The sequence below is a fragment of the Actinomyces sp. oral taxon 448 str. F0400 genome (assembly GCF_000220835.1).
GTDB lineage: Bacteria > Actinomycetota > Actinomycetes > Actinomycetales > Actinomycetaceae > Actinomyces.
Genome location: NZ_GL985606.1, coordinates 222944 through 241473 on the forward strand (window position 1 = coordinate 222944; position 18530 = coordinate 241473).

Annotated in this window: 20 protein-coding genes and 1 tRNA gene; 12 read left to right on the top strand and 9 right to left on the bottom strand. The window is 70.6% G+C overall.

Translation table 11 applies throughout. From position 1 onward, the window contains the following. On the bottom strand, positions 1 to 3353 hold a 3353-nt coding region (locus tag HMPREF9062_RS01045), incomplete at its 3' end, for an acyl-CoA dehydratase activase-related protein (RefSeq protein WP_253270724.1). A 510-nt stretch (positions 3354 to 3863) separates the two neighbouring features. On the opposite strand from HMPREF9062_RS01045, the gene HMPREF9062_RS12015 reads away from it, so the two are divergent. From HMPREF9062_RS12015 to HMPREF9062_RS01080, 7 genes are all read left to right on the top strand, one after another. Further along, positions 3864 to 4673, top strand: coding sequence for a TetR/AcrR family transcriptional regulator (locus HMPREF9062_RS12015; RefSeq protein ID WP_009409757.1), 810 nt, complete (start codon positions 3864 to 3866; stop codon positions 4671 to 4673). 9 nt (positions 4674 to 4682) lie between these two features. After that, positions 4683 to 5021, top strand: coding sequence for a hypothetical protein (locus tag HMPREF9062_RS01055; RefSeq protein ID WP_009409758.1), 339 nt, complete (start codon positions 4683 to 4685; stop codon positions 5019 to 5021). 29 nt (positions 5022 to 5050) lie between these two features. Beyond that, positions 5051 to 5689 carry a LytR C-terminal domain-containing protein gene (locus HMPREF9062_RS01060; protein ID WP_034253455.1) on the top strand — a complete coding sequence of 213 codons (639 nt, stop codon included), beginning with the start codon at positions 5051 to 5053 and terminating at the stop codon, positions 5687 to 5689. Positions 5690 to 5801: 112 nt separating this feature from the next. Beyond that, positions 5802 to 6149, top strand: coding sequence for a DUF4190 domain-containing protein (locus HMPREF9062_RS01065; protein WP_009409760.1), 348 nt, complete (start codon positions 5802 to 5804; stop codon positions 6147 to 6149). 128 nt (positions 6150 to 6277) lie between these two features. Continuing rightward, entirely contained in the window at positions 6278 to 7015 is a 738-nt protein-coding gene (locus HMPREF9062_RS01070; RefSeq protein ID WP_009409761.1) for a glutamine amidotransferase-related protein, read from the top strand. Positions 7016 to 7180: 165 nt separating this feature from the next. Beyond that, the gene (locus tag HMPREF9062_RS01075; protein WP_009409762.1) at positions 7181 to 8008 is read left to right on the top strand and encodes a Sir2 family NAD-dependent protein deacetylase; all 828 of its coding nucleotides are present in this window, start codon (positions 7181 to 7183) and stop codon (positions 8006 to 8008) included. Positions 8009 to 8257: 249 nt separating this feature from the next. Next, entirely contained in the window at positions 8258 to 9217 is a 960-nt protein-coding gene (locus HMPREF9062_RS01080) for a hypothetical protein (protein WP_009409763.1), read from the top strand. Positions 9218 to 9330: 113 nt separating this feature from the next. On the opposite strand, the gene HMPREF9062_RS01085 is transcribed toward HMPREF9062_RS01080, so the two are convergent. The 3 genes from HMPREF9062_RS01085 to HMPREF9062_RS01095 all read right to left on the bottom strand — a co-directional run bounded on the left by HMPREF9062_RS01085 (position 9331) and on the right by HMPREF9062_RS01095 (position 11923). After that, positions 9331 to 10014, bottom strand: a complete 684-nt coding sequence (locus HMPREF9062_RS01085; protein WP_009409764.1) for an NAD(P)H-binding protein — start codon at positions 10012 to 10014, stop codon at positions 9331 to 9333. Between the two features lie 134 nt (positions 10015 to 10148). Next, the gene (locus HMPREF9062_RS01090) at positions 10149 to 10883 is read right to left on the bottom strand and encodes a glutamine amidotransferase (protein ID WP_009409765.1); all 735 of its coding nucleotides are present in this window, start codon (positions 10881 to 10883) and stop codon (positions 10149 to 10151) included. A 221-nt stretch (positions 10884 to 11104) separates the two neighbouring features. Then, positions 11105 to 11923, bottom strand: a complete 819-nt coding sequence (locus HMPREF9062_RS01095; protein WP_034253459.1) for a phosphorylase family protein — start codon at positions 11921 to 11923, stop codon at positions 11105 to 11107. Positions 11924 to 11988: 65 nt separating this feature from the next. Here HMPREF9062_RS01095 and HMPREF9062_RS12320 point away from each other — a divergent pair, with 65 nt between their 5' ends. After that, positions 11989 to 12210, top strand: coding sequence for an ATP-dependent helicase C-terminal domain-containing protein (locus HMPREF9062_RS12320; protein WP_083819989.1), 222 nt, complete (start codon positions 11989 to 11991; stop codon positions 12208 to 12210). Positions 12211 to 12280: 70 nt separating this feature from the next. Here the strand turns inward: HMPREF9062_RS12320 and HMPREF9062_RS12730 are convergent. Further along, positions 12281 to 12369: transfer RNA gene (locus HMPREF9062_RS12730), tRNA-Ser, on the bottom strand. Between the two features lie 199 nt (positions 12370 to 12568). After that, positions 12569 to 13000: a nucleoside deaminase gene (locus tag HMPREF9062_RS01100; RefSeq protein ID WP_172634853.1), complete on the bottom strand. Its 432-nt coding sequence runs from the start codon at positions 12998 to 13000 to the stop codon at positions 12569 to 12571. Between the two features lie 129 nt (positions 13001 to 13129). On the opposite strand from HMPREF9062_RS01100, the gene HMPREF9062_RS01105 reads away from it, so the two are divergent. From HMPREF9062_RS01105 to HMPREF9062_RS01120, 4 genes are read left to right on the top strand one after another with little or no spacing between them, the layout of a single operon-like run. After that, positions 13130 to 14728: an MFS transporter gene (locus tag HMPREF9062_RS01105; protein WP_009409767.1), complete on the top strand. Its 1599-nt coding sequence runs from the start codon at positions 13130 to 13132 to the stop codon at positions 14726 to 14728. Beyond that, positions 14725 to 15342 (top strand): TetR/AcrR family transcriptional regulator, encoded by a 618-nt coding sequence (locus HMPREF9062_RS01110; RefSeq protein WP_009409768.1) that lies wholly within the window; start codon positions 14725 to 14727, stop codon positions 15340 to 15342. Before HMPREF9062_RS01105 ends, HMPREF9062_RS01110 begins: the two co-directional genes overlap by 4 nt. Positions 15343 to 15351: 9 nt before the next feature. Then, a complete protein-coding gene (gene upp, locus HMPREF9062_RS01115; RefSeq protein ID WP_009409769.1) occupies positions 15352 to 15990 on the top strand; it encodes a uracil phosphoribosyltransferase in 639 nt (212 codons plus the stop codon). Positions 15991 to 16031: 41 nt separating this feature from the next. Next, the gene (locus tag HMPREF9062_RS01120) at positions 16032 to 17363 is read left to right on the top strand and encodes a hypothetical protein (protein WP_009409770.1); all 1332 of its coding nucleotides are present in this window, start codon (positions 16032 to 16034) and stop codon (positions 17361 to 17363) included. Positions 17364 to 17446: 83 nt separating this feature from the next. Here HMPREF9062_RS01120 and HMPREF9062_RS01125 read toward each other — a convergent pair whose 3' ends face one another. The 3 genes from HMPREF9062_RS01125 to HMPREF9062_RS01130 form a co-directional block, all read right to left on the bottom strand. Continuing rightward, positions 17447 to 17722 carry a hypothetical protein gene (locus HMPREF9062_RS01125; protein ID WP_009409771.1) on the bottom strand — a complete coding sequence of 92 codons (276 nt, stop codon included), beginning with the start codon at positions 17720 to 17722 and terminating at the stop codon, positions 17447 to 17449. Between the two features lie 18 nt (positions 17723 to 17740). Then, complete coding sequence (locus HMPREF9062_RS12735; protein WP_009409772.1) at positions 17741 to 17884, bottom strand: hypothetical protein; 144 nt, start codon at positions 17882 to 17884, stop codon at positions 17741 to 17743. Continuing rightward, positions 17877 to 18530, bottom strand: a 654-nt coding sequence (locus HMPREF9062_RS01130) for a hypothetical protein (RefSeq protein ID WP_216584398.1), incomplete at its 5' end; no start/stop codon positions are given. The genes HMPREF9062_RS12735 and HMPREF9062_RS01130, both read right to left, overlap by 8 nt.

The window sequence follows — 18530 nt, forward strand, 5'->3', positions numbered from 1 at the left end:
GACGACGCCGCGGCGGGGCGGTCGGGCAGGCTCGTATCGATCTCGACGGCGTCGTTCTGCAGATCCGCCGGCGTCCGCCCTGCGCCGCCGGCTCCGACGTCTGAAAGCGCCGGCGCGTCACTGCGCCCGTCCGTCCCACCGTCGACCGCTGCGGACCGCTCGTCGTTCCGCTGATGGCGCCGGGCATCGCTGGCCGCGGCCAGGGAGCGCAGCCGGATGGTGGCGGCGCCGAGGTTGGAGACCTCGTCGATCTTGAGAGTGGTGTACACGCCCCCGGCGGACTCGAGGATCTCCTGGACCTGGTCGGTGGTGACGGCGTCGACGCCGCAGCCGAAGGAGTTGAGCTGGACGAGTTCGAGGTCGTCGGCGCGAGTGACGAACTCGGCGGCCCGGTAGAGGCGGGAGTGGTAGGCCCACTGGTCGTGCACGCGCAGGTGGTGCCGCCCGCCCTCGGCTGCGACGCTCGCCTCGGGGCTGGGCAGACCCTCGGCGCGCACGTCGGACCAGTCGGCGGGGGCCTGCGGATCCTTCCGGCGTCGGCCCGGACCGCGACGGATAGAGGCGACGGCGCGGGACAGCGCCCCGCCCGCCACCGCGTGCTCCGCCCCGTCGGGCTCGTCGACGCCGGTGACCTCGGGCTCAGGCAGGATGGAGTCTTCGGAGAGGACCGCCATGCCCAGGGTGTTGATGACGTCGGGGACGCCGTGGTTGATCTCGGGGTCGATGTGGTAGGGGCGGCCAGCCAGCACGATGCCCTTGCGGCCCTTCTCGCGCATCCACTCCAGGGTGCGGCGCCCCTCGGCGCGCACGTCGGCCTTGAAGGCGGCGTCCTCGGCGAAGCCCGCGGCCACGGCCCGACGGGCCTCGGGCAGGGTCACGTCCCAGTCGGCGAAGACCTCCACGAGCCGCTCGGCCAGTTTGGCGGGGTCGCCCAGGTTGAGGAAGGGGGACAGCATGCGCACGCCGCCGGGGCGGGCGTCGCCCCCGCCCCCATCGCCGTCGTCGCTGATCTGCTCGACGTTGGTGCGGATGACCTCGGGGTAGGTGGCCACGATCGGGCAGTTGAAGTGCTCGTCGGCCCCGGAGACGAGCTCGCGCTCGTAGAAGACGCACGGGAACCAGACGGTCTTGACGCCCTTGTCGATGAGGGACTGGACGTGCCCGTGGGCGAGCTTGGCCGGGTAGCACACGTTCTCACTGGGAATGGAATCCATACCCGACTCGAACAGCTCGTGGTTGGAACGCCCCGAGATCATGACCCGGAATCCGAGCCGGGTGAGGATCGTGAACCACAACGGGTAGTTCTCGTACATGCCCAGCACCCGCGGAACACCGATCTCGCCGCGGGTGTCCTGGCCGCGGCGCAGACGCCGGTAGGCGAAGGTGCGCCGGTACTTGTAGTCGTAGAGGTTGGGCATGTCGGACTTGGTGGCGCGCCGCTCCTGGGTGGCGCCGCGCTCGCACCGGTTGCCCGAAACGTGCCTCTGGCCGTCGGAGAAGGTGGTGATGGTCAGCTGGCAGTGGTTCTGGCACAGCTTGCACACGGATGTCTCGGTGGTCAGACTGAAGCGGGAGAGCTCGGCGAGGCTCATGAGAGTCCCGGGCGCGCCGTCGTAGGTGAGTCGGGCCGTCAGAGCCGCGCCGAGGCAGCCCATGAGGCCGGCGACGTCGGGCCGCACGACCTCGCGTCCGGTGAGCAGCTCGAAGGCGCGCAGAACAGCGTCGTTGAGGAAGGTGCCGCCCTGGACCGACACGTGGTCGCCGAGCTGGTCGGCATCGCGCAGCTTGATGACCTTGTACAGGGCGTTGCGCACCACCGAGTAGGACAGGCCCGCGCTGATCTCGCCGGCGGTGGCGTCCTCCTTCTGCGCCTGCTTGACCGAGGAGTTCATGAACACGGTGCACCGGGATCCCAGATCCACCGGGCGCTCGGCCCTCAGGGCCGCTTCGGCGAACTCCTGGACGGTTTGCCCCATGGACTGGGCGAAGGTCTGCAGGAATGAGCCGCAGCCGGCCGAGCAGGCCTCGTTGACGCTGATGGAGTCGATGGCGCCCCCGCGGATGCGCAAGTACTTCATATCCTGCCCGCCGATGTCGATGACGGACGTGACCTCGGGGTTGAGCCGGGCGGCGGCCCGGTAGTGGGCCATGGTCTCCACGACTCCCTCGTCGATGTGCAGGGCCGCCTTGACCAGGGACTCCCCGTAACCGGTCACGCACGAGCGCACGATGCGCACATGGTCGGGCATGTGAAGGTGGATGCGCCGCAGGATCTCGACGGCAGCCGTCACCGGGTCGCCCTCGTTGCCCGCGTAGTGCTCCCAGCAGATGTTCCCGTCGGCGTCCAGGACGACGGCCTTGATGGTCGTCGACCCGGCGTCGATGCCCAGGAAGCAGTCGGCCCGGGGGACGCCGGAGCCGTCGCCGAGGGCGTCGGGATCGTAGCCGGCGGGCGGGGCGGGCCAGCCGGTGCGCGGAACGGTGGCGCGGGCGTGGCGGGAGCGGAAGGCCGTCAGTTCGTCGGCGTCGGCGAACAGGGGGCGCATGCGGGAGGTGGCCAGGTTCAGGGATGTGCGGGTGGCCAGACGCGTGGACAGTTCGGTGAGGCTGGTCGGCTCGCCGGCGGCCATGAGGGCGGCGCCGACGGCGACGTAGAGCTGGGCGTCGTCGGGGCAGGTGAAGGAGTCGACCTGGTCGGCCAGGGAGCGCTCGAAGGCGGTGCGCAGCTCGGGCAGGAAGTGGAGGGGGCCGCCCAGGAACATGACGTTGCCGCGGATGGGGCGCCCGCAGGCCAGACCCGCGATGGTCTGAGTGACGACCGCCTGGAGGACCGAGGCGGCCAGGTCGGCGGGTTCGGCGCCCTGGTTGATCAGCGGCTGAAGGTCGGATTTGGCGAAGACTCCGCAGCGCGAGGCGATCGGGTAGAGCGTGGTGTAGGAGGCTGCGAGGTCGTTCAGGCCCGAGGCGTCGGTGTGGAGCAGCTGGGCCATCTGGTCGATGAAGGCGCCGGTGCCGCCGGCGCAGGTGCCGTTCATGCGCTGCTCGGGGGTGGGGTGGAGGTAGGTGATCTTGGCGTCCTCGCCGCCGAGCTCGACGATGACGTCGGCCTCGGGATTCTTGACCTGGACGGTGCGGGTCTCGGCGATGACCTCCTGCACGAAGGGCAGGCCCATGAGAGTGGCCAGGTTCAATCCCGCGCTGCCGGTGACGGCGCCGCGCACGACGGCGTTCGGGAAGCGCTCGGCGGCCCCGCTCAGGAGCCGGGTGACCTCGCCGCGCACGTCGGCGTTGTGACGGCGGTACTCGGCCATGAGCGGGGCGGGCGTCTCCTCGCCGGCGCGCTGCTCAGGCATGAGGACGAGCTTGACCGTTGTGGAGCCGACGTCGAGTCCCAGGGTCAGGCGGTCGTCGGCGCCTCGGTCATCGGCCGGGGCGGGCACGGCGCAGGCGTCGGCCGGGGCGGGCACGGCGCAGGCGTCGGCGGCCCGACTGTTTGCGGGGACTGCGGGGATTGCGGTGATGCTGTCGGAGCTCATCATTCATCCTCTCGACTGCGCGCGGACCTCGTCATCGGATCCGGTGGGACGGTATCGATCACCGTCGGCGACGTTCAACGGCGTTGAAATAATCCCGAGTTAGGACTTGAGTCCCAGTCGTTTTCCGTTGGCACGGCGCCGCTGTCGCCGCGCGCCGCGGCCGATCGCGCTGACGGCCCTCAACAATGTTGAATAGCGCACGTTCAATATGACGAAAATGGGGGCGACTGCGCCGCGGTTCGTCGTCGCAGTGAAGACACCCGGAAGATGGAGAATCGTTCTCGGCGAATTCGAGACGGAGCCGCCTGCTCGACATAACCTCGCACCATGAGCAGCGTCACGGGGGTCGCGGAACCGGACCCCGCCGTCCCCCGTCGTCGGGGCCCCCGGTCGTCGGCTGCGGGTTCTGAATCAACGCGTCAGGCGATTCTGGACGCGGCCCGCGACTCGTTCCTCGCCCGCGGGTTCGCCCGCACCACGATCCGCGGGGTCGCCCGCACCGCCGGCGTCGATCCGGCCCTCGTGTCCTACTACTTCGGCACCAAGGGGGACCTCTTCAGCGCATCCATGAATCTGCAGGTTCGGGCCAGCGAGGAGATCGCCAAGATCGTCTCCGGCGACATCCGCACCGCGGGCCCGCGGCTGGTCCGCCTGGCCATGACCACCTGGGACGACTCCGAGGGCGGCGCGACCTTCCATGCGCTCCTGAGGTGGATCGCCACCGACGACTCCGCGCCGAAGGCCGTGCAGACCTACGCCACCGAGCAGATCGCCGGTCCCATCGCCCAGGCCCTCGCACAGGCCGGCGTATCCGTCCCCCACGCCCGCGAGCGCGCCACTCTGGTCGGCTCCCAGATCGTCGGGCTGGCCATGATGCGCTACCTCCTGCGCCTCGATCCGCTGGCGGAGGCGAGCGTCGACCATCTTGTCGAGGTCGTGGGCCCCACCGTCCAGCACTACCTCACCGAGCCGCTCGTCCTGCCCCAGGCGAAGGCGCACGGGGCCAGGCCCGCCCCGGAGCCGACGTCGTCGGGCTCAATCCACGGGGCGGCCGCGGCACATGGGGCGGCCGCGAGCCGGGCCCGTCGTGACGCGCCCGACGACCGCCCGCACGTCGGGCGCCGACGCGGCCGCTAGCATGGAGGCGTGATCTTCAAGGCAGTCCGCGAGCGAGCTCCCTACCCGGAGCATGAGCTCTCGGAGCAACGCGACTGGGCCGAGATCCCCCCGCGTCAAGTCCGCCTCGACCAGCTCACCACCACTCGGACCACGCTGGACCTGCGCAACCTCCTCGACGACGACTCGACCTTCTATGGCGATCTGTTCGCGCATGTCGTCTCATGGCACGGCGACCTCTTCCTCGAGACGGGCCTGCACCGGGCCCTGCGCGCCGCCCTTCAGGGCCGGACCGCGATCCACGCCCGAGTCCTGGAGGTCGACGACGCGGGGCGCCCGACCTCTCCTCCTCCGCCGCCGCGGCCCTGACTCGGCCGCCCGTCCATTACCCTGGGGGCGTGAGCAGCTCTCCAGACCCCCGGGCCGAGTACCATCGTCGGCTCAAGCACCGGCAGACCACCGTCATCGGCGGGATGATCACGATCATGGCACTCCTCGTGATCATCTCCTTCTTGGTGTGGTCCGGAGTGCTCCCGGTCCCCTACGATCCCGGCTTCTCCTCCGCGAAGGATGACGCGACGCCGGTGGTCCAGCCGTGTCCGGCCTCGGACACGACGACGAGCGACGTGATCGCGATCCCCGTCAACGTCTACAACGGCTCGGATACGACGGGACTGGCCAGCGGAGTCGCCGATGTGCTGTCCGATGCCGGGATGACCGTGAACAACTCCACCGACTGGCCCAAGGGCCAGTACGACGGGGAGATCGAGCTGACCACCTCGCAGGCCGGACTGACCAATGCATACACCGTGGCCAAGATCTTCACCGGCGACATCATCGTCCAGATCGATGAGACCCAGGAGACCACCGATACCACCGTGAGCATCGTGCTCGGCAACGACTACAAGAACGAGAACGAGATGCTCACCGCGGCGGAGATCGCCCAGATCAAGGCGGGGGACTCCATCACCGCTCCGACCGCCTGCGCCACCGTGACCACGAACCCGACCGCCCCGACGGGCGGCGTCAACGGCTGACGGGGCGGGTGCCCGCCGCCCGGATGGACTTTTCTGGCTGAGATCGACGACGGCGTCGTCGATCTCAGCCAGAAAAGTCCATCTCAGTGCACACACTGCACATAATGACGCCATGAGCCAGCAGCAGCCCGTCGACATCGACCCGACGCGCATCGTTCCGGAGGGCTTCGTCTTCCCGGGCACCGAGGTCCTCGACCCGCGCGAGATCTTCGCCGGTCCCGGCTACCAGGCGCCGAGGCAGCGGACCGACCCGGTCGCCACCATCAGCCTCATCCTGACCGTGCTCGCTCCAGTGCCCTTCCTCGGAGCACTCGCCGCACTGAGCGGGTGGTGGGCGCTGCGTCGCCTGCGGGGGAGCTACGCCACGGGGCACGCCCAGGCGTGGCTGGGCGTCATCGTCGGCTCCGCGACGACCGTCGGGTGGCTGTGGATGTGGTGGATCACCTCGTATACGGCCTGACGTGCGCCGTGCACGGCCTGACGCACGACGCGGCGTCATGATGCACGCTCCGATGCAGGATCAGAGCGTGTCCCGAGGCTCGTGAGATGTTTCTGAGACATGACCGTCGAACCCCCTAAGCTGGCAGGATGAAGCCCTTCATCATGGTGTCGACCCGCCCCGAGTTCGAGGCGGCGCAGAACGAGTATGAGTCCTTCCTCATCCAGAGCGGCCTGCGACGAGAGGATCTCCACCACGTGCTCCTCGAAGAAGTCGACTTCCTGGATGCCTTCACCGCCGGGGACGTCTCCGGCGTGCTCATCGGCGGCAGCCCTTACAACGTCTCCACGCCGCAGAGCGCCAAGACCCGCTCGCAGATGCGCGTTGAGGCTCAGGTCCGCGAACTGCTGGCGGTGGCGCTCAAGGAGGGGGTACCGGTGCTCGCCACGGGCTTCGGACTGGAGGTCCTCGCCGGCTACCTCGGCGCCTCGACCTCCCGGGAGTTCGGCGAGGAGCTCGGCGCCACCGAGATCTTCGTGACCGCCGAGGGACGCGACGACCCGTTGCTGGAGGGTCTTCCCCAGACCTTCACCGCGCTGGTCGGCCACCACGAGGGGGTCGGCGATGTCCCGGCCCATGCGACCCTGCTGGCCTCCTCGCCCGACTGCCCCGTCCAGATGATCCGGGTGGGTGCGGCGGTGTACGGCAGCCAGTTCAATCCCGAACTCGACGCGGAGCGCTTCGCTCAGCGGGTCGCGGTGTACTCCGACGCCGGCTACGGCGAGCCCGGGACGATCGAGGGCATCGTGTCCGAGGCCCGAAGCCAGTCCGAGCATGTGGCCGGACGGGTGATCCGCAACTTCGTGACTCACTTCTCGCGCGACTGATCGCGCGCTACCGGGTGGCGGCCCGGCGCTCCCAGGATCTCGCGATCTCATCACCCCCGAGGGGCCGATTCGTCTAAGTCGGCCTTAGTCTCCTCCGCATTCATGGCGCGGCCCATCCGTCCTGGGACTGGCCGTCACCGGGGCCGACGGTGTAGACCGGATGCCATGAGTGAGCCGAGCAGCGCTGTGGACGCCGTCGTCCGACTCATGGCCGGGCGGCGTACGCTCGCGGTGACGGGGGCGGGGATTTCCACCGACGCCGGCATCCCCGATTACCGAGGCGTGGGGACGACGCCGGTCGACCCGGTGGACTACGACCAGTTCGTCTCCGACCCGGTGTGGTACCGGTGGGTGTGGGCCCGCAATCACGCCACGTGGCGGCTTCTCGAGCCGCTGTCCCCGACGCCGGGGCACACCGCTCTGGCCCGTCTGGAGGAGGCGGGGCTGGTCACCGGCGTCGCCACCCAGAATGTGGACCGACTCCACTCGCGGGCCGGTCAACGCACCGTCTGGGAGCTGCACGGCGCCTACGACCGGGTCGTATGTCTGCGGTGCGGGCGCGTCACGCCCCGCGCCGAGCTGGACGAACGGTTGGCAGCGGCCAACCCCGACTACCCGCGCGAGAGCGACCCGGCGCGCATCGCGATCACACCGGAGGCCGATCGGGCGTCCGCCGAGGCCTGCGACTTCGAAGCGGTGGTCTGCGAGGCGTGCGGCGGTCTGCTCAAGCCCGACATCGTCTTCTTCGGCGAGAGCCTGCCCGCGGCCATGGGCGAGGCGATGGAGGCCGCCGGGGCGTGCGACGTCGTCCTGGTGGCGGGCACGAGTCTGGCCGTGCTCACCGGGCTGTGGATCGTGCGCCAGGCGCTGGCGCACGGCGCCGAGCTCATCGTCATCAACCGGGGGCCGACCGCTGTCGACGAGTTGGCGGGGGTGCACGTGCACAGCGGGACGAGTCAGGCGCTGGCGCCGATCGCGCAGGCGCTCACCTGACCCCGCGCCCCCTCTCCGCCTCCTCCTGGCGTCGAGATCGACATTCTCGTACGAGGTCGACGACGCCGTCGTCAACCTCGGCCCGCAATGTCGATCTCGGCGGGGCCAGCGGCGAAGAGGGGGGGAGGCGCCGGAGGTAGGGCGAGAGCTCCCTCCGCGAGGGCTCCACAAGCGTCCTCGAAGCCCCCGGCCCATCCGCCCTGTGGAGCCCATAGGCGCGCAGAGAACGTCCAGCCCCATCATGAATCAGTGAATTCCGACGTCCTGACCCCGCGCCCTGCACGCGGCACCAGCGGTCCCGCGCCAACGGCCCGCCTGTCCTCCGAGTGCGCCGACCTCGGCTGGCCGCGTCCCGAGCGCGACCCCACGTGGCACAGGGTCGCCCCCGGCGTCTACGTCCCCGCCGGCGATTGGCATCGAACGAGTGACGACAACCGTCACCTCGCGCTGGTCGACGCCGCCGTCCGCAAGCACGGAGGCTTCGTCCTCGCCGGCGCCTCCGCCGCGCTTGCGCTCGGACTGCCCGTCGTCGGCCGTCTGCCCGAGCGCGTCCAGTGCCTCGGGGGACGCAACGAGCGCAGGCGCACCTCCCTTCTGAGACGACACGCCCGCCAGGGCTCCCTCACCGCCCTCGTCGGAACGCAGCCCGCCACCGACGCCGCCACGACATGTGTCGATCTGGCTCGCTGGGGCGGCCTCGTCCAGGGCGTGTGCGCCATGGACCACGCTCTGCGCTATCGACTGTGCACACGCGAGGAACTCACCGCCGCCCTCGATCGGCTCCCCGCCGGCGCCCGCGGTCTGCGCGTCGCCCGCACCGCCGTGCGCCTGGCTGATCCCTCGTCCGAGTCGCCCGGGGAGTCGCTCTCGCGGGTGCGAATGTGGCAGGCGTGCATTCCGCGCCCCGTCCTCCAGTATGAGGTCCGCACCGAGGTCGGTCTCGCACGAACCGACTACTTCTGGCCCGAAAGCATCGTCCAGCCTCACCCGGTCTCGGAGTTCGACGGCGAGGCCAAGTATCACCGGGAGACTTACGGGCGTGCCACTGAGGAGACGGTCCTCAAGGAGCATAGGCGCGAGCGGGCGCTGTGGCGTCTGGGCTACCCGGTGGCGCGGTGGACGTGGCGCGATGCCTGGTACAACCACGGCGCCCGGATGCTCGCCGAACTCGCCGTCGTCGGCGTTCGGCCCGGCACCACCAGGTGGTAGCCCCCGCGCCTCCTCTCCGTCGAGATTGACATTGTGGGCCGAGGTTGACGACGGCGTCGTCGACCTCGTACGAAAATGTCGATCTCGGTGCCGGGAGGGCGATCCCGACCGGCTCAGGACAGGTCGGCGAGCTCGGCCGGGACGTCGGCGAGGGCCTGCTCGATCGGGGTGTCGCCGTCGCGGAAGGGGATGACCCTGCCGATGGTCGCGGGCTCAGTGAGGGCCGCGGCGACCACCGCGGCGACGTTGGCCCGCGAGGTCGGCCCGGAGGCGCCGGCCTCCAGGCGTCCGACGTCGATGCGGCCCGTCGGCTCCTGAAGCGTCAGCGTGCCCGGCCCCACGATGGTCCAGTCCAGCCCCGTGGTCTGCAGGTGGCGATCGGCGGCCAGCTTGGCCTGTGCGTAGGTGTGCAACGGGTGGTCGGCGGCGAGGGGCTCGCCCCCGTGGGAGCCGATCCAGGAGATCATGATGTAGCGGGACGCCTCGGCGGCACGCGCGGCCTCCATGGAACGGATGGCGGCGCGACGGTCGACGGCGTCGGTGCGCGCGGGTCCTCCCTTGCCGCCGGCCCCGGCGGACCAGACGACGGCGTCAGCGCCCTTGAGGGCCGCGGCGAGCTCGGTCTCAGTGGCCTCCTCGACGGACAGGCCCAGGGGCGTGGCCCCGGTGGCGCTGATGTCAGCCGCCTGAGCGGGATCGCGGATGAGGGAGATGACCTCGTCCCCCCGGGCGGCGAGCAGTTCGGCCAGGAGGAGCGCGACTTTGCCGTGGCCTCCGATGATGACGATGCGGGACATGACGATCCTTTCGACGACTAGGGATCTTCGGATCTTCCCGGCGTCAACCAACCGTCGGGCCTGACAATTCCCGCTGGCCGGATCCGGCCCGTCCGGCCGCTCACGGGCCATCGCGCCGGACGGTCGGCGGGCTCTCAGGAGCGGGCGTAGTGCTCGGCGAAGTTGCGCAGGACGGCCCAGGACTGACTGACGTCCTGGGCCCGGGTCCAGGCCTGGACGGCCGGCAGCTCGTCCGGGTCGAAGTAGCCGTGGTCGGCGTAGAAGGCCTGCCGGTGGGCGAAGGCTTCGCCGTCGAGCTCGGGGTGGAACTGCGTGGCGTAGAGATTGTTCTTGATCCGCAGCATTTGGACCGGGCAGGGCTCGGAGGTGGCCAGTACGATGGCGGCGGGCGGGGGTACGAGGATGGCGTCGTTGTGGGCGACGAAGGCTTGGAAGACCGGTGTCATGCCGGCGCACAGCGGGTCGTGCGCTCCGGCCGGCGTCAGGGTGATCTCGGGAGCGTCGACCTCTTCGGCGTAGGTGCTGTCGATGACGGCGCCCTGGTGCCGGGCGAGGGTGCCGATGCCGTAGCAGGCTCCCAGGAAGGGGAAGTCGGCGGCGACGACGCGGTCGAGCAGGGTGTTGAACTCGGCTTCCACGCGACGTTGAGTGGCGGATTTCCGCTCCTCCGGGGTAGTGGTGTTGAAGGGCGATCCGCCCACTATGATGCCCGAGAAGGCGTCCAGGTCGAATTCGGGCATGGGTGTCGACTCGAGGCGGACGCGGCGCAGCTCGCGCTCGTCGAGGCCGGTGCGGGTGAGGAAGGCTTCGTACTCGGCATCCGCGGGGCCGTTGTCGTCTCGGGTGGCGAGCAGGATGAAAGGCTTCACGGGCGAACTTTAGCCGGAGCGCAAGCGCGGGGACGGGCGGTCCGGCAGGCGGGCGGCGCTGCCGGCTGCGGGCCCGCGGACGGCGATCGGCGGTCGGTCCAGGACCCGCCCGGCTCAGCTCAGCGGACGGCGCAGCCGGTGTAGCGCGAGGGCTCAGCGGACGGCGCAGCCGGTGTAGCGCGAGGGCTCAGCGGACGGCACAGCCGGTGTAGCGCGAGGGCTCAGCGGACGGCTGTCAGGATGGTCTCGATCGCGGCACGCACGACGTCGGGCGCCGGGACCCGGGTGAGGCCGGCACTGTGTGCCCCGGCATGCTGTCCCGCACTGCGGCGTCCGGCGGCGTGCCGTCCTTCGGCGACGGCGTCGACGTAGGCGAGGGCGGCGACGCGCACGCCGCGTGAGGCCAGAACCATGGCTTCGGCGACCGAGTCGGTGACGACCCCGTCGGCGCCCAGCGCCGCGAGCACGCCCGCCTCGGCCCGGGTGGGGCGCAGCGGCCCCGGGACCAGGGCGAGCACGCCGGGTTCGCGCACACCGTCGAGGGCGGCCAGTCGCGCGGTGAGGGCTTCGTCCCATGAGGCCTCAGCCGGCTCGTTGGCGGGGAAGAGTGGGGCGCCGGTGAGGCTGAGGTGGTCGCCGACGGGGAGGAAGTCGCCGACGGCGCCGCCCAGGCCGGTGGCGCGGGTGACGAGCAGGGCGGTGCGCACGCGGGCGGCCGCGGTGCGGGCGAAGGACGTGGTGCGGCGGGCGGATCGGCCCTCGTACAGGCTCGTGCGGCCGCGGGCGATGAGGACGCTGAAGCCGTCGTGCTCGTAGGTCTGGAGGGAGTCCTCCTGGTCGGGGGCGCCGGGGGCGGCCACACCGGGGAGGAAGGACAGGCGCACGCTGAAGGAGGGGCGGCCCCAGGCGTCGCCGAGCTCGGTGAGGAAGAAGGGTTCGGCGATGACGAGGAGGTCATGGTGCGGGCGGCCGGTGGCCAGGAGGATCGAGGCCCCGTCGGGGTCGTCGTCCCAGGGGGCAGTTACTGGTTGCAGGGTCACGTGTCCTCCTTCCCCGCATGCGGTCCGGTGGGTAGCCTACCGGTCTTCTCGACGGCGCCTCCGCCGTGAGGGGGAGGCGCGCGCTCCGGCAGGGTTCTCGGCTGCTCATCCACCTGCTGTCCCCGGCGTGGCGGCCGGTCGCGGTGACGGACGATCCGCATCCGTTCCGGGCGGGCCCCTACCGGCAGGTGCGCGCGGAGCTCCGGGGGCGCTGCCCCGAGCACGCCTGGCCGCAGGACCCGTGGACGGCACCGGCTCTGCGGGGCACGGGCCGACGTCGGAGCTGATCAGCATGTTCCCGCCGGGTCCGACGCGACGTCCCCGGGACCTCGTTCTGCTGAGGCGCCGGGGACGGCGTGGCGGTAGCGCTGGGATTCGAACCCAGGGTGGCTATGAACCACACAGACTTTCGAGATCTGCACCTTCGGCCGCTCGGACACGCTACCTCTGCGTCGAGGTTACACGGCGGGCGGCGCCCGGCCCAATTCGCGGCGGGTGCGAGGTCGCTCACGACTGCAACCGCACACACGCACATGCCGCGAGGTCGGCATTCTCGTACGAGGTCGACGGCGGCGTCGTCGACCTCAGCCCAGAATGTCGACTTCGGCGCGGGGCTGCCGCGCAGCGCGAGGCCGCCGCGCGAGGTTACCGTCGTCCGGCGAAGAAGCGCCACATCAGTTCCTCCGCCTCCTCGGCGCGCACCCCGGCCACCACCTCGACGCGATGGTTGGCGCGCGAGTCGCGCAGGACGTCGCGCACGCTGCCGCATGCTCCGGTCCTCGGCTCCCAGGCCGCGAAAACCACCCGCGCGAGGCGCGCGAGCCGGATCGCGCCGGCGCACATGGTGCACGGCTCGAGTGTGACCACCAGGGTGCAGCCGTCCAGGTGCGAGTCGCCGAGCGCCGCCCCGGCCGCGCGCAGGACGCGCGTCTCAGCATGGGCCGTCGGATCGTTCTCGGCCTCACGGGCGTTGGCGGCGCAAGCCACGAGCCCGCCGCCGGGGTCGAGGAGGACGGCGCCCACCGGCACCTCCCCCGCCCGGCCCGCGGCGGCGGCCAGGGCGAGGGCTCGATCCATGGCGGCGCCGTAGTGCGCCTCGGTAAGCCCCGTCCTCACACCGCCAGCCTGCCGCACACGACGAATGACCGCCAAAATGGGGATCACATCACATCACTGCTCGAAACCGATCACGTTATCATCACACTTATGAGAGAGACTCACACACAGGGGACACGGGACGTGCACGACAACTGGCCGGCCCTCGGCGCCCTCTCCCTGGGCATGGTGCTGCTGTACACGAACACGACCATGATCAACGTGGCCCTCCCGGCCATATCCGCGGGGCCGCTCGACCCCGCGGCGGGCTCCGCGGGGCTCGCCGGCCTTGCGAGCACCTCGGGTCTGGGCGCGGACACCGGCCAGTTGGAGTGGATCGTCTCCTCCTACAACCTGGCGTTCCTGTCGGTTCTCCTGCCCGGCGGCGCTTTGGGCGATCGCCTCGGCCACCGTCGTCTGCTGACCGGCGGCATCGCCCTGTTCGCGGTCGGGGCCGTCCTGGCCGCCGCGGCACCGGCGGTCGGGGTTCTCGTCGTGGCGCGCGTGATGATGGGCCTGGCCGCTTCGGTGTTCACGCCCATGTCGCTGGCGCTGATCCCGCAGATCGTCACCCGGGGCCGACGCGCGGCCGCCACCGCGATCTGGACGGCCGCCGGCGCCGTTGGCGCACCCCTGGGACCGCTGGTCGGCGGGTCCATGATCGACCGGTGGGGATGGCGGGCCATGTTCTGGTTCGACATCGCCGTCGCTCTCCTCGTGCTGGCGCTGTGCCTGACGCTCCTCCCCCGCACCCGGCCCGCCAACCGCGGACCGCTGTCGCTCCCGCTGGCGCAACTGGCGACCTCGGCGGCCGGCTTCGCCCTGATCACCTGGGGCCTGATCAACGCCGAGCACGCCTGGGCCGCACCCGCCACGTGGGGGCCGCTGGCGACGGGTGCGGTGCTGCTGGTCAGCTTCGTGCTCATCGAGACCCGCGCCCGCGATCGTCTGACCGATCTGGGTCTGCTGACCCGTCGTCGCTTCCGCCTGCCGGCTCTGACGCTCATGGGTATCAACTTCGTGCTGTTCGGGCTGCTGTTCGTCGCCCCCGACTACCTGCAGACGGTTCTGGGCCACGACGCCGCGACCGGCGGCCTCATGCTCATGCCCGTCGCCGGGACCGCCGTGGTCGGGGCGCTGGCGGCCTCCGCCCTGTCCGAACGCGGCCGTCCGGTGCGCGGCGTCGTCCTGCCCGCGGCGATGGCGCTGACGGCCGTAGGCCTGTGGCTGTGCTCGACCACGTCGACGACCGGCGGCTACCGGCCGATGCTCTGGGGCCTGCTCGTCGCCGGCCTGGGCCTGGGGATCGGTCAGTCTTACGGCATTGAGTCCGCTATGAGGGCGGTGCCCGACGAACGCGCCGGCGCCGGCGCCGCCCTGCTCAACGCCCTCCGTCAGCTCGGCGCGGTCTGCGGCGTCGCCCTGCTCGGCTCCCTGACCGGTCACCGCTACGCCGACGGCGTCGTCGCGCTCCTCGGGGGCCCGCCCGACGCCGTCAGCGCCGCGGCGGCCCAGTCGGTGACCGCCGCGTTCACCGCCGCCGGCCGGCTTCCCGGTTCCGCCGCCGAGGCCGTGCGCGCGGCCGCGTCTGCCGCCTACGTGAACGCCATGGACGCGGTCCTGGCCGTCTGCGCCGTCGTCGCAGCGGTTGCGGCCGGGCTTCTGCTCGTTCTCGCGGCGTCGCGGGCCTTCGTACAATCGCGTTCATGACCAGCACCTCGGGCGGCCGGCGCGCCCGCAAGAAGCTCGCCACCCGTCGAGCCATTCGACGCACCGCCCTGGACCTGTTCACCGCTCGCGGTTTCGACGCCGTCACCGTCGAGCAGATCACCGAAGCCGCCGACGTCTCGCCGATGACCTTCTACCGCCACTTCGGCACCAAGCAGGCCGTCGTTCTGGATATCGCCCCGACCGGGGCCACCATCCGCGCGCTCGACCGGGCTCTGACCCCCCGCTCGGAGGGCGTCGGCGAACCGCTCGACATCGACATCGCCCTCGACGCCCTGCTCGTCGACGCCGACCAGTGGTTGGACGACCTGGCCCGCAGGGTCCGGCTGGTGCGCGACAGCCCGGCCCTCCAGGACGCCCTGTGGCAGCGCACCACCGCCTGGACGGGGGTCCTCGAGCGCCGCCTGCCGGGGGCGGGCCTGGCGGCCCGCGCCCGGGCTCGGGCCATGATCGGCGTCGCCGTCGAGGCCGTCCTCGCCTGGGGGGACCGCCGCGATCATCCGTCGGCGGCCTGCCTGCGCGAGTGCCTCGCCCGGGCCCTGGCCGTCATCCGCGCGGATCCGGCCGGGCCGCCCGCCGGCGCCGGTACGCCGTAGGCTAACTTCATGCGTCTGCACGTTGCCGATCATCCGCTCATCGACCATAAGCTCTCCGTCCTGCGTGATCAGGGGACGCCGTCGGCCGTCTTCCGCCAGCTGGTCGACGAGCTCGTGACCCTCCTGGCCTACGAGGCCACCCGGGACGTGCGCACCGAGGAGGTCGAGATCACCACGCCGGTGGCGCTCGCCCACTGCCGTCGTCTCGCCGAGCCGCGGCCCATCGTCGTGCCGATTCTGCGGGCGGGTCTGGGCATGCTCGAGGGGATGACTCGCCTGCTTCCCACCGCCGAGGTCGGCTTCCTGGGCATGAGGCGCGATGATGACACTCTCGAGGTCGAGACCTACGCCAACCGCCTGCCGGACGATATTTCGGGCCGCCAGTGCTTCATCATCGATCCCATGCTCGCCACCGGTCACACCCTGGTCGCCGCCGTCGAGTACCTGCTGGGGCGGGGCGCGCGCGATGTCACCGCCATCTGCCTGATCGCCGCACCCGAAGGCATCAGGGCTCTGGAGGCGAGCGTCGGCCGACGCGCCGACGTCACCGTCGTCACCGCCGCCCGGGACGATCGGCTCAACGAGCACGCCTATATCGTCCCGGGCCTGGGCGACGCCGGCGACCGCCTCTACGGCATCGTCGACTGACCCGGGCGCGAAGAATACATCCGTCGATCTACCATCGGGTTATGAGCCTGCCCGCACTCGCCCCCGATGTCCGCCCGCGAACCGGGTGGCGCACCATCGTCGCCGCTGGCATCGCCGGAGTGGTCACCCTGTGCGTCGTCATCGGCGGGGGCATCACCATCAACGGGGGGAGGAACTACAGGCAGGAGGTTCGTGACATCGCGCCCTACGCCTCCCCGTCGGACGCATGGTCACGGGGAGCCGCGCAGCAGTGGGCGTCGACGATCGCCGCCGACGCCCAGGTCCTGACCACCTCCGACCATGTCCTGTCCCTGGAGGACTACGGCACGTCCGACACCACCATGACCGCTTACGCGGCGGATGACGACGGTCTGACGCGGGCGTGGACGGCGTCCCTCGATACGAGCGGGGATACCGATACGGGCGCGAGCAAGGAGACGCCTCCGACTTTCCTGCTGTGGGGAGAGAACACTCTTATCCACGGCACGACCCTTTACAACATCTCCACCGGCGCCACCGGGCGAGCGCCGTGGGCGGAGAACGAGTCGGTGGTCGTCGCCGGGGACACCGCCATCGCCTGCGACACCGGTGATGCCTGCAGCGCCTATTCCGAGGAGAGCGCCAAGCCGAGGTGGTCGACGACTCTGACGGATGCGAGCGACGGCATCTCGCGCGCGGTGAGCCGTCAGCTGACCGTCTACCAGCGCGAGCGGGACGAATACGCCATCGTCGGCTTCCACGCGGCCGTCAATCTCACCACGGGCAAGGAGGTGAAGCTCAACGTGCCCATGGACGGCGTGGCGGGGTGGGCGATCGCCTGCGCCAGCGACGGCTGGCTGATCCGCGCCACCGCGGACCGCAGGACCTATCGCATATTCACCTACAGCGCTTCGGGCGGGGACCCGACCGGTGAGATCAAGGAGACGCTGTCCTGGGAGGACGACCAGATGCCGGTCTACGCGCCCGCCCCGCGCAAACTCAGCCGGTACAAGGCCCTGTGGGAGAACTCCGACAAGTCGGATCTGCCGGCCGAGTACAGGACCGATTCCCAGGACTGCGTGGAGGAGGTGGATGTGCTCCCATCCCAGGCGACGATCACCGTCCCCGATCTCACGGGTGAGAAGGTGGAGAACTCCTGCTTGAAGACGGTGAGGTCCTCCCCGTCGGGCCGCGCCGTGACGGTCGGCCCCGAGATGACGACCGATCTGGGCACTTTCAGTCTCATGTTCGACGGCACCACCGGCAGGCGGATTGACTTCGCGGGACTCGATCCCGGCGACGGCGCCGTCTTCGATCAGGTGAGCGGGGATGCCGTCATCGGCTACTCCCCCGCCGACGGCACGCTCATCCGTTACACGCCGGCCTCCCGCTGAGGGCGCCGGCGCTGCGAGTCTCCGCGGGGTTGTTCGCGTGTAGGTTGGTGGGTGGTTGTCAGGTGGTTTGAGAGTGGTGCGCGTCAGTCGGTGAGGCTGTGGCGTTCGGCGCGGTGGCGGCGGATGAGCCAGGGGGGCAGGGTGCCGATGAGGGCCCCGACGATTCCGATGATGGGGAAGCCGATCATGGTTGTTGTGCGGTGGGAGAGGAAGCTGGGCAGGGTCAGGCCGATGTAGGTGTAGGCGAGGATCGGCGCTGGTAGAGCGCTGGCGAGGGTGAGGGGCAGGCTGCCTGCTCGGGTGCGGGGCAGTGTCAGGGCGCTGGCGAGGGAGGTGCCCGTCGGGACGAGGACGACCACGGTGAGGGAGGCGCTGACCTAGGCGAGGGTGAGGGTGGAATCGGTGGGTTGGGGGATCAGGGTGGTCAGGGCGCGCAGGGCCAGGAAGACGGCGATGCCGACGACCCATGCGATTAGCAGGGTCACGGGCAGGGGGAGTGCGTGGCGGGTGGTGTTAGTCATGAAGGACCTCGATTCCGGAGGTGAAGGTGGTCAGGAAGTCCTCGGTGATGGTCAGGCCGGTCAGGCCGATGACGATGATCTCCGGTTCGCCGTCGTCCTGGGCGACGAAGAGGTAATTCTTGTCCTCGCTGGTATCCGCCGATCCGCCGATGGGGAAGTAGTCGATGCGCCACAGCTGGTCGGGGATGCCCTCGACCTGGTAGGGGGAAGCCCCTGTGCTCAGCATCTTCCTTCCGAACAGTGAACTCACGCCGAGTTTCCGGGCGACGAATTCGGTGTCATCGGTGGGTGGATTGTCGAATACGGCGCTGGGGCCCTGGGTGATGACGCCGATCCGGTAGGTGACGGACGTGTCGTCCAGGGTGGGTGAGTCCTGCGCGACCCAGTCCCAGTAGCCGAGCGGGGCGTCGTCGGGCAGGGGCACTTGCTGGCAGTTCTCGGGCATGGTGAAGGCGGCGTGCCCGGCGGTGGCCCGTGCCCACCCGTCGGGCACCGGCGGCGTTGAGGATGCCGTCGTGGAGGACGTCGACGGGGACGAGCACGCCCCCGCACCGAGCGTCACGGCCCCGCCGGCGGTCCCCGCAGCGGCAAGAGCGAAAAAACGCCGGCGTCGTAGTCGTATGAGACTCATCTGTGGTATGGGGTT

Coding starts and splice junctions, on each gene's coding strand:
- HMPREF9062_RS12015 (WP_009409757.1), top strand. CDS start 3,864: ATGAGCAGCGTCACGGGGGTCGCGGAACCGGACCCCGCCGTCCCCCGT.
- HMPREF9062_RS01065 (WP_009409760.1), top strand. CDS start 5,802: ATGAGCCAGCAGCAGCCCGTCGACATCGACCCGACGCGCATCGTTCCG.
- HMPREF9062_RS01070 (WP_009409761.1), top strand. CDS start 6,278: ATGAAGCCCTTCATCATGGTGTCGACCCGCCCCGAGTTCGAGGCGGCG.
- HMPREF9062_RS01075 (WP_009409762.1), top strand. CDS start 7,181: ATGAGTGAGCCGAGCAGCGCTGTGGACGCCGTCGTCCGACTCATGGCC.
- HMPREF9062_RS01085 (WP_009409764.1), bottom strand. CDS start 10,014: ATGTCCCGCATCGTCATCATCGGAGGCCACGGCAAAGTCGCGCTCCTC.
- HMPREF9062_RS01100 (WP_172634853.1), bottom strand. CDS start 13,000: ATGGATCGAGCCCTCGCCCTGGCCGCCGCCGCGGGCCGGGCGGGGGAG.
- HMPREF9062_RS01105 (WP_009409767.1), top strand. CDS start 13,130: ATGAGAGAGACTCACACACAGGGGACACGGGACGTGCACGACAACTGG.
- HMPREF9062_RS01110 (WP_009409768.1), top strand. CDS start 14,725: ATGACCAGCACCTCGGGCGGCCGGCGCGCCCGCAAGAAGCTCGCCACC.
- upp (WP_009409769.1), top strand. CDS start 15,352: ATGCGTCTGCACGTTGCCGATCATCCGCTCATCGACCATAAGCTCTCC.
- HMPREF9062_RS01120 (WP_009409770.1), top strand. CDS start 16,032: ATGAGCCTGCCCGCACTCGCCCCCGATGTCCGCCCGCGAACCGGGTGG.
- HMPREF9062_RS12735 (WP_009409772.1), bottom strand. CDS start 17,884: ATGACTAACACCACCCGCCACGCACTCCCCCTGCCCGTGACCCTGCTA.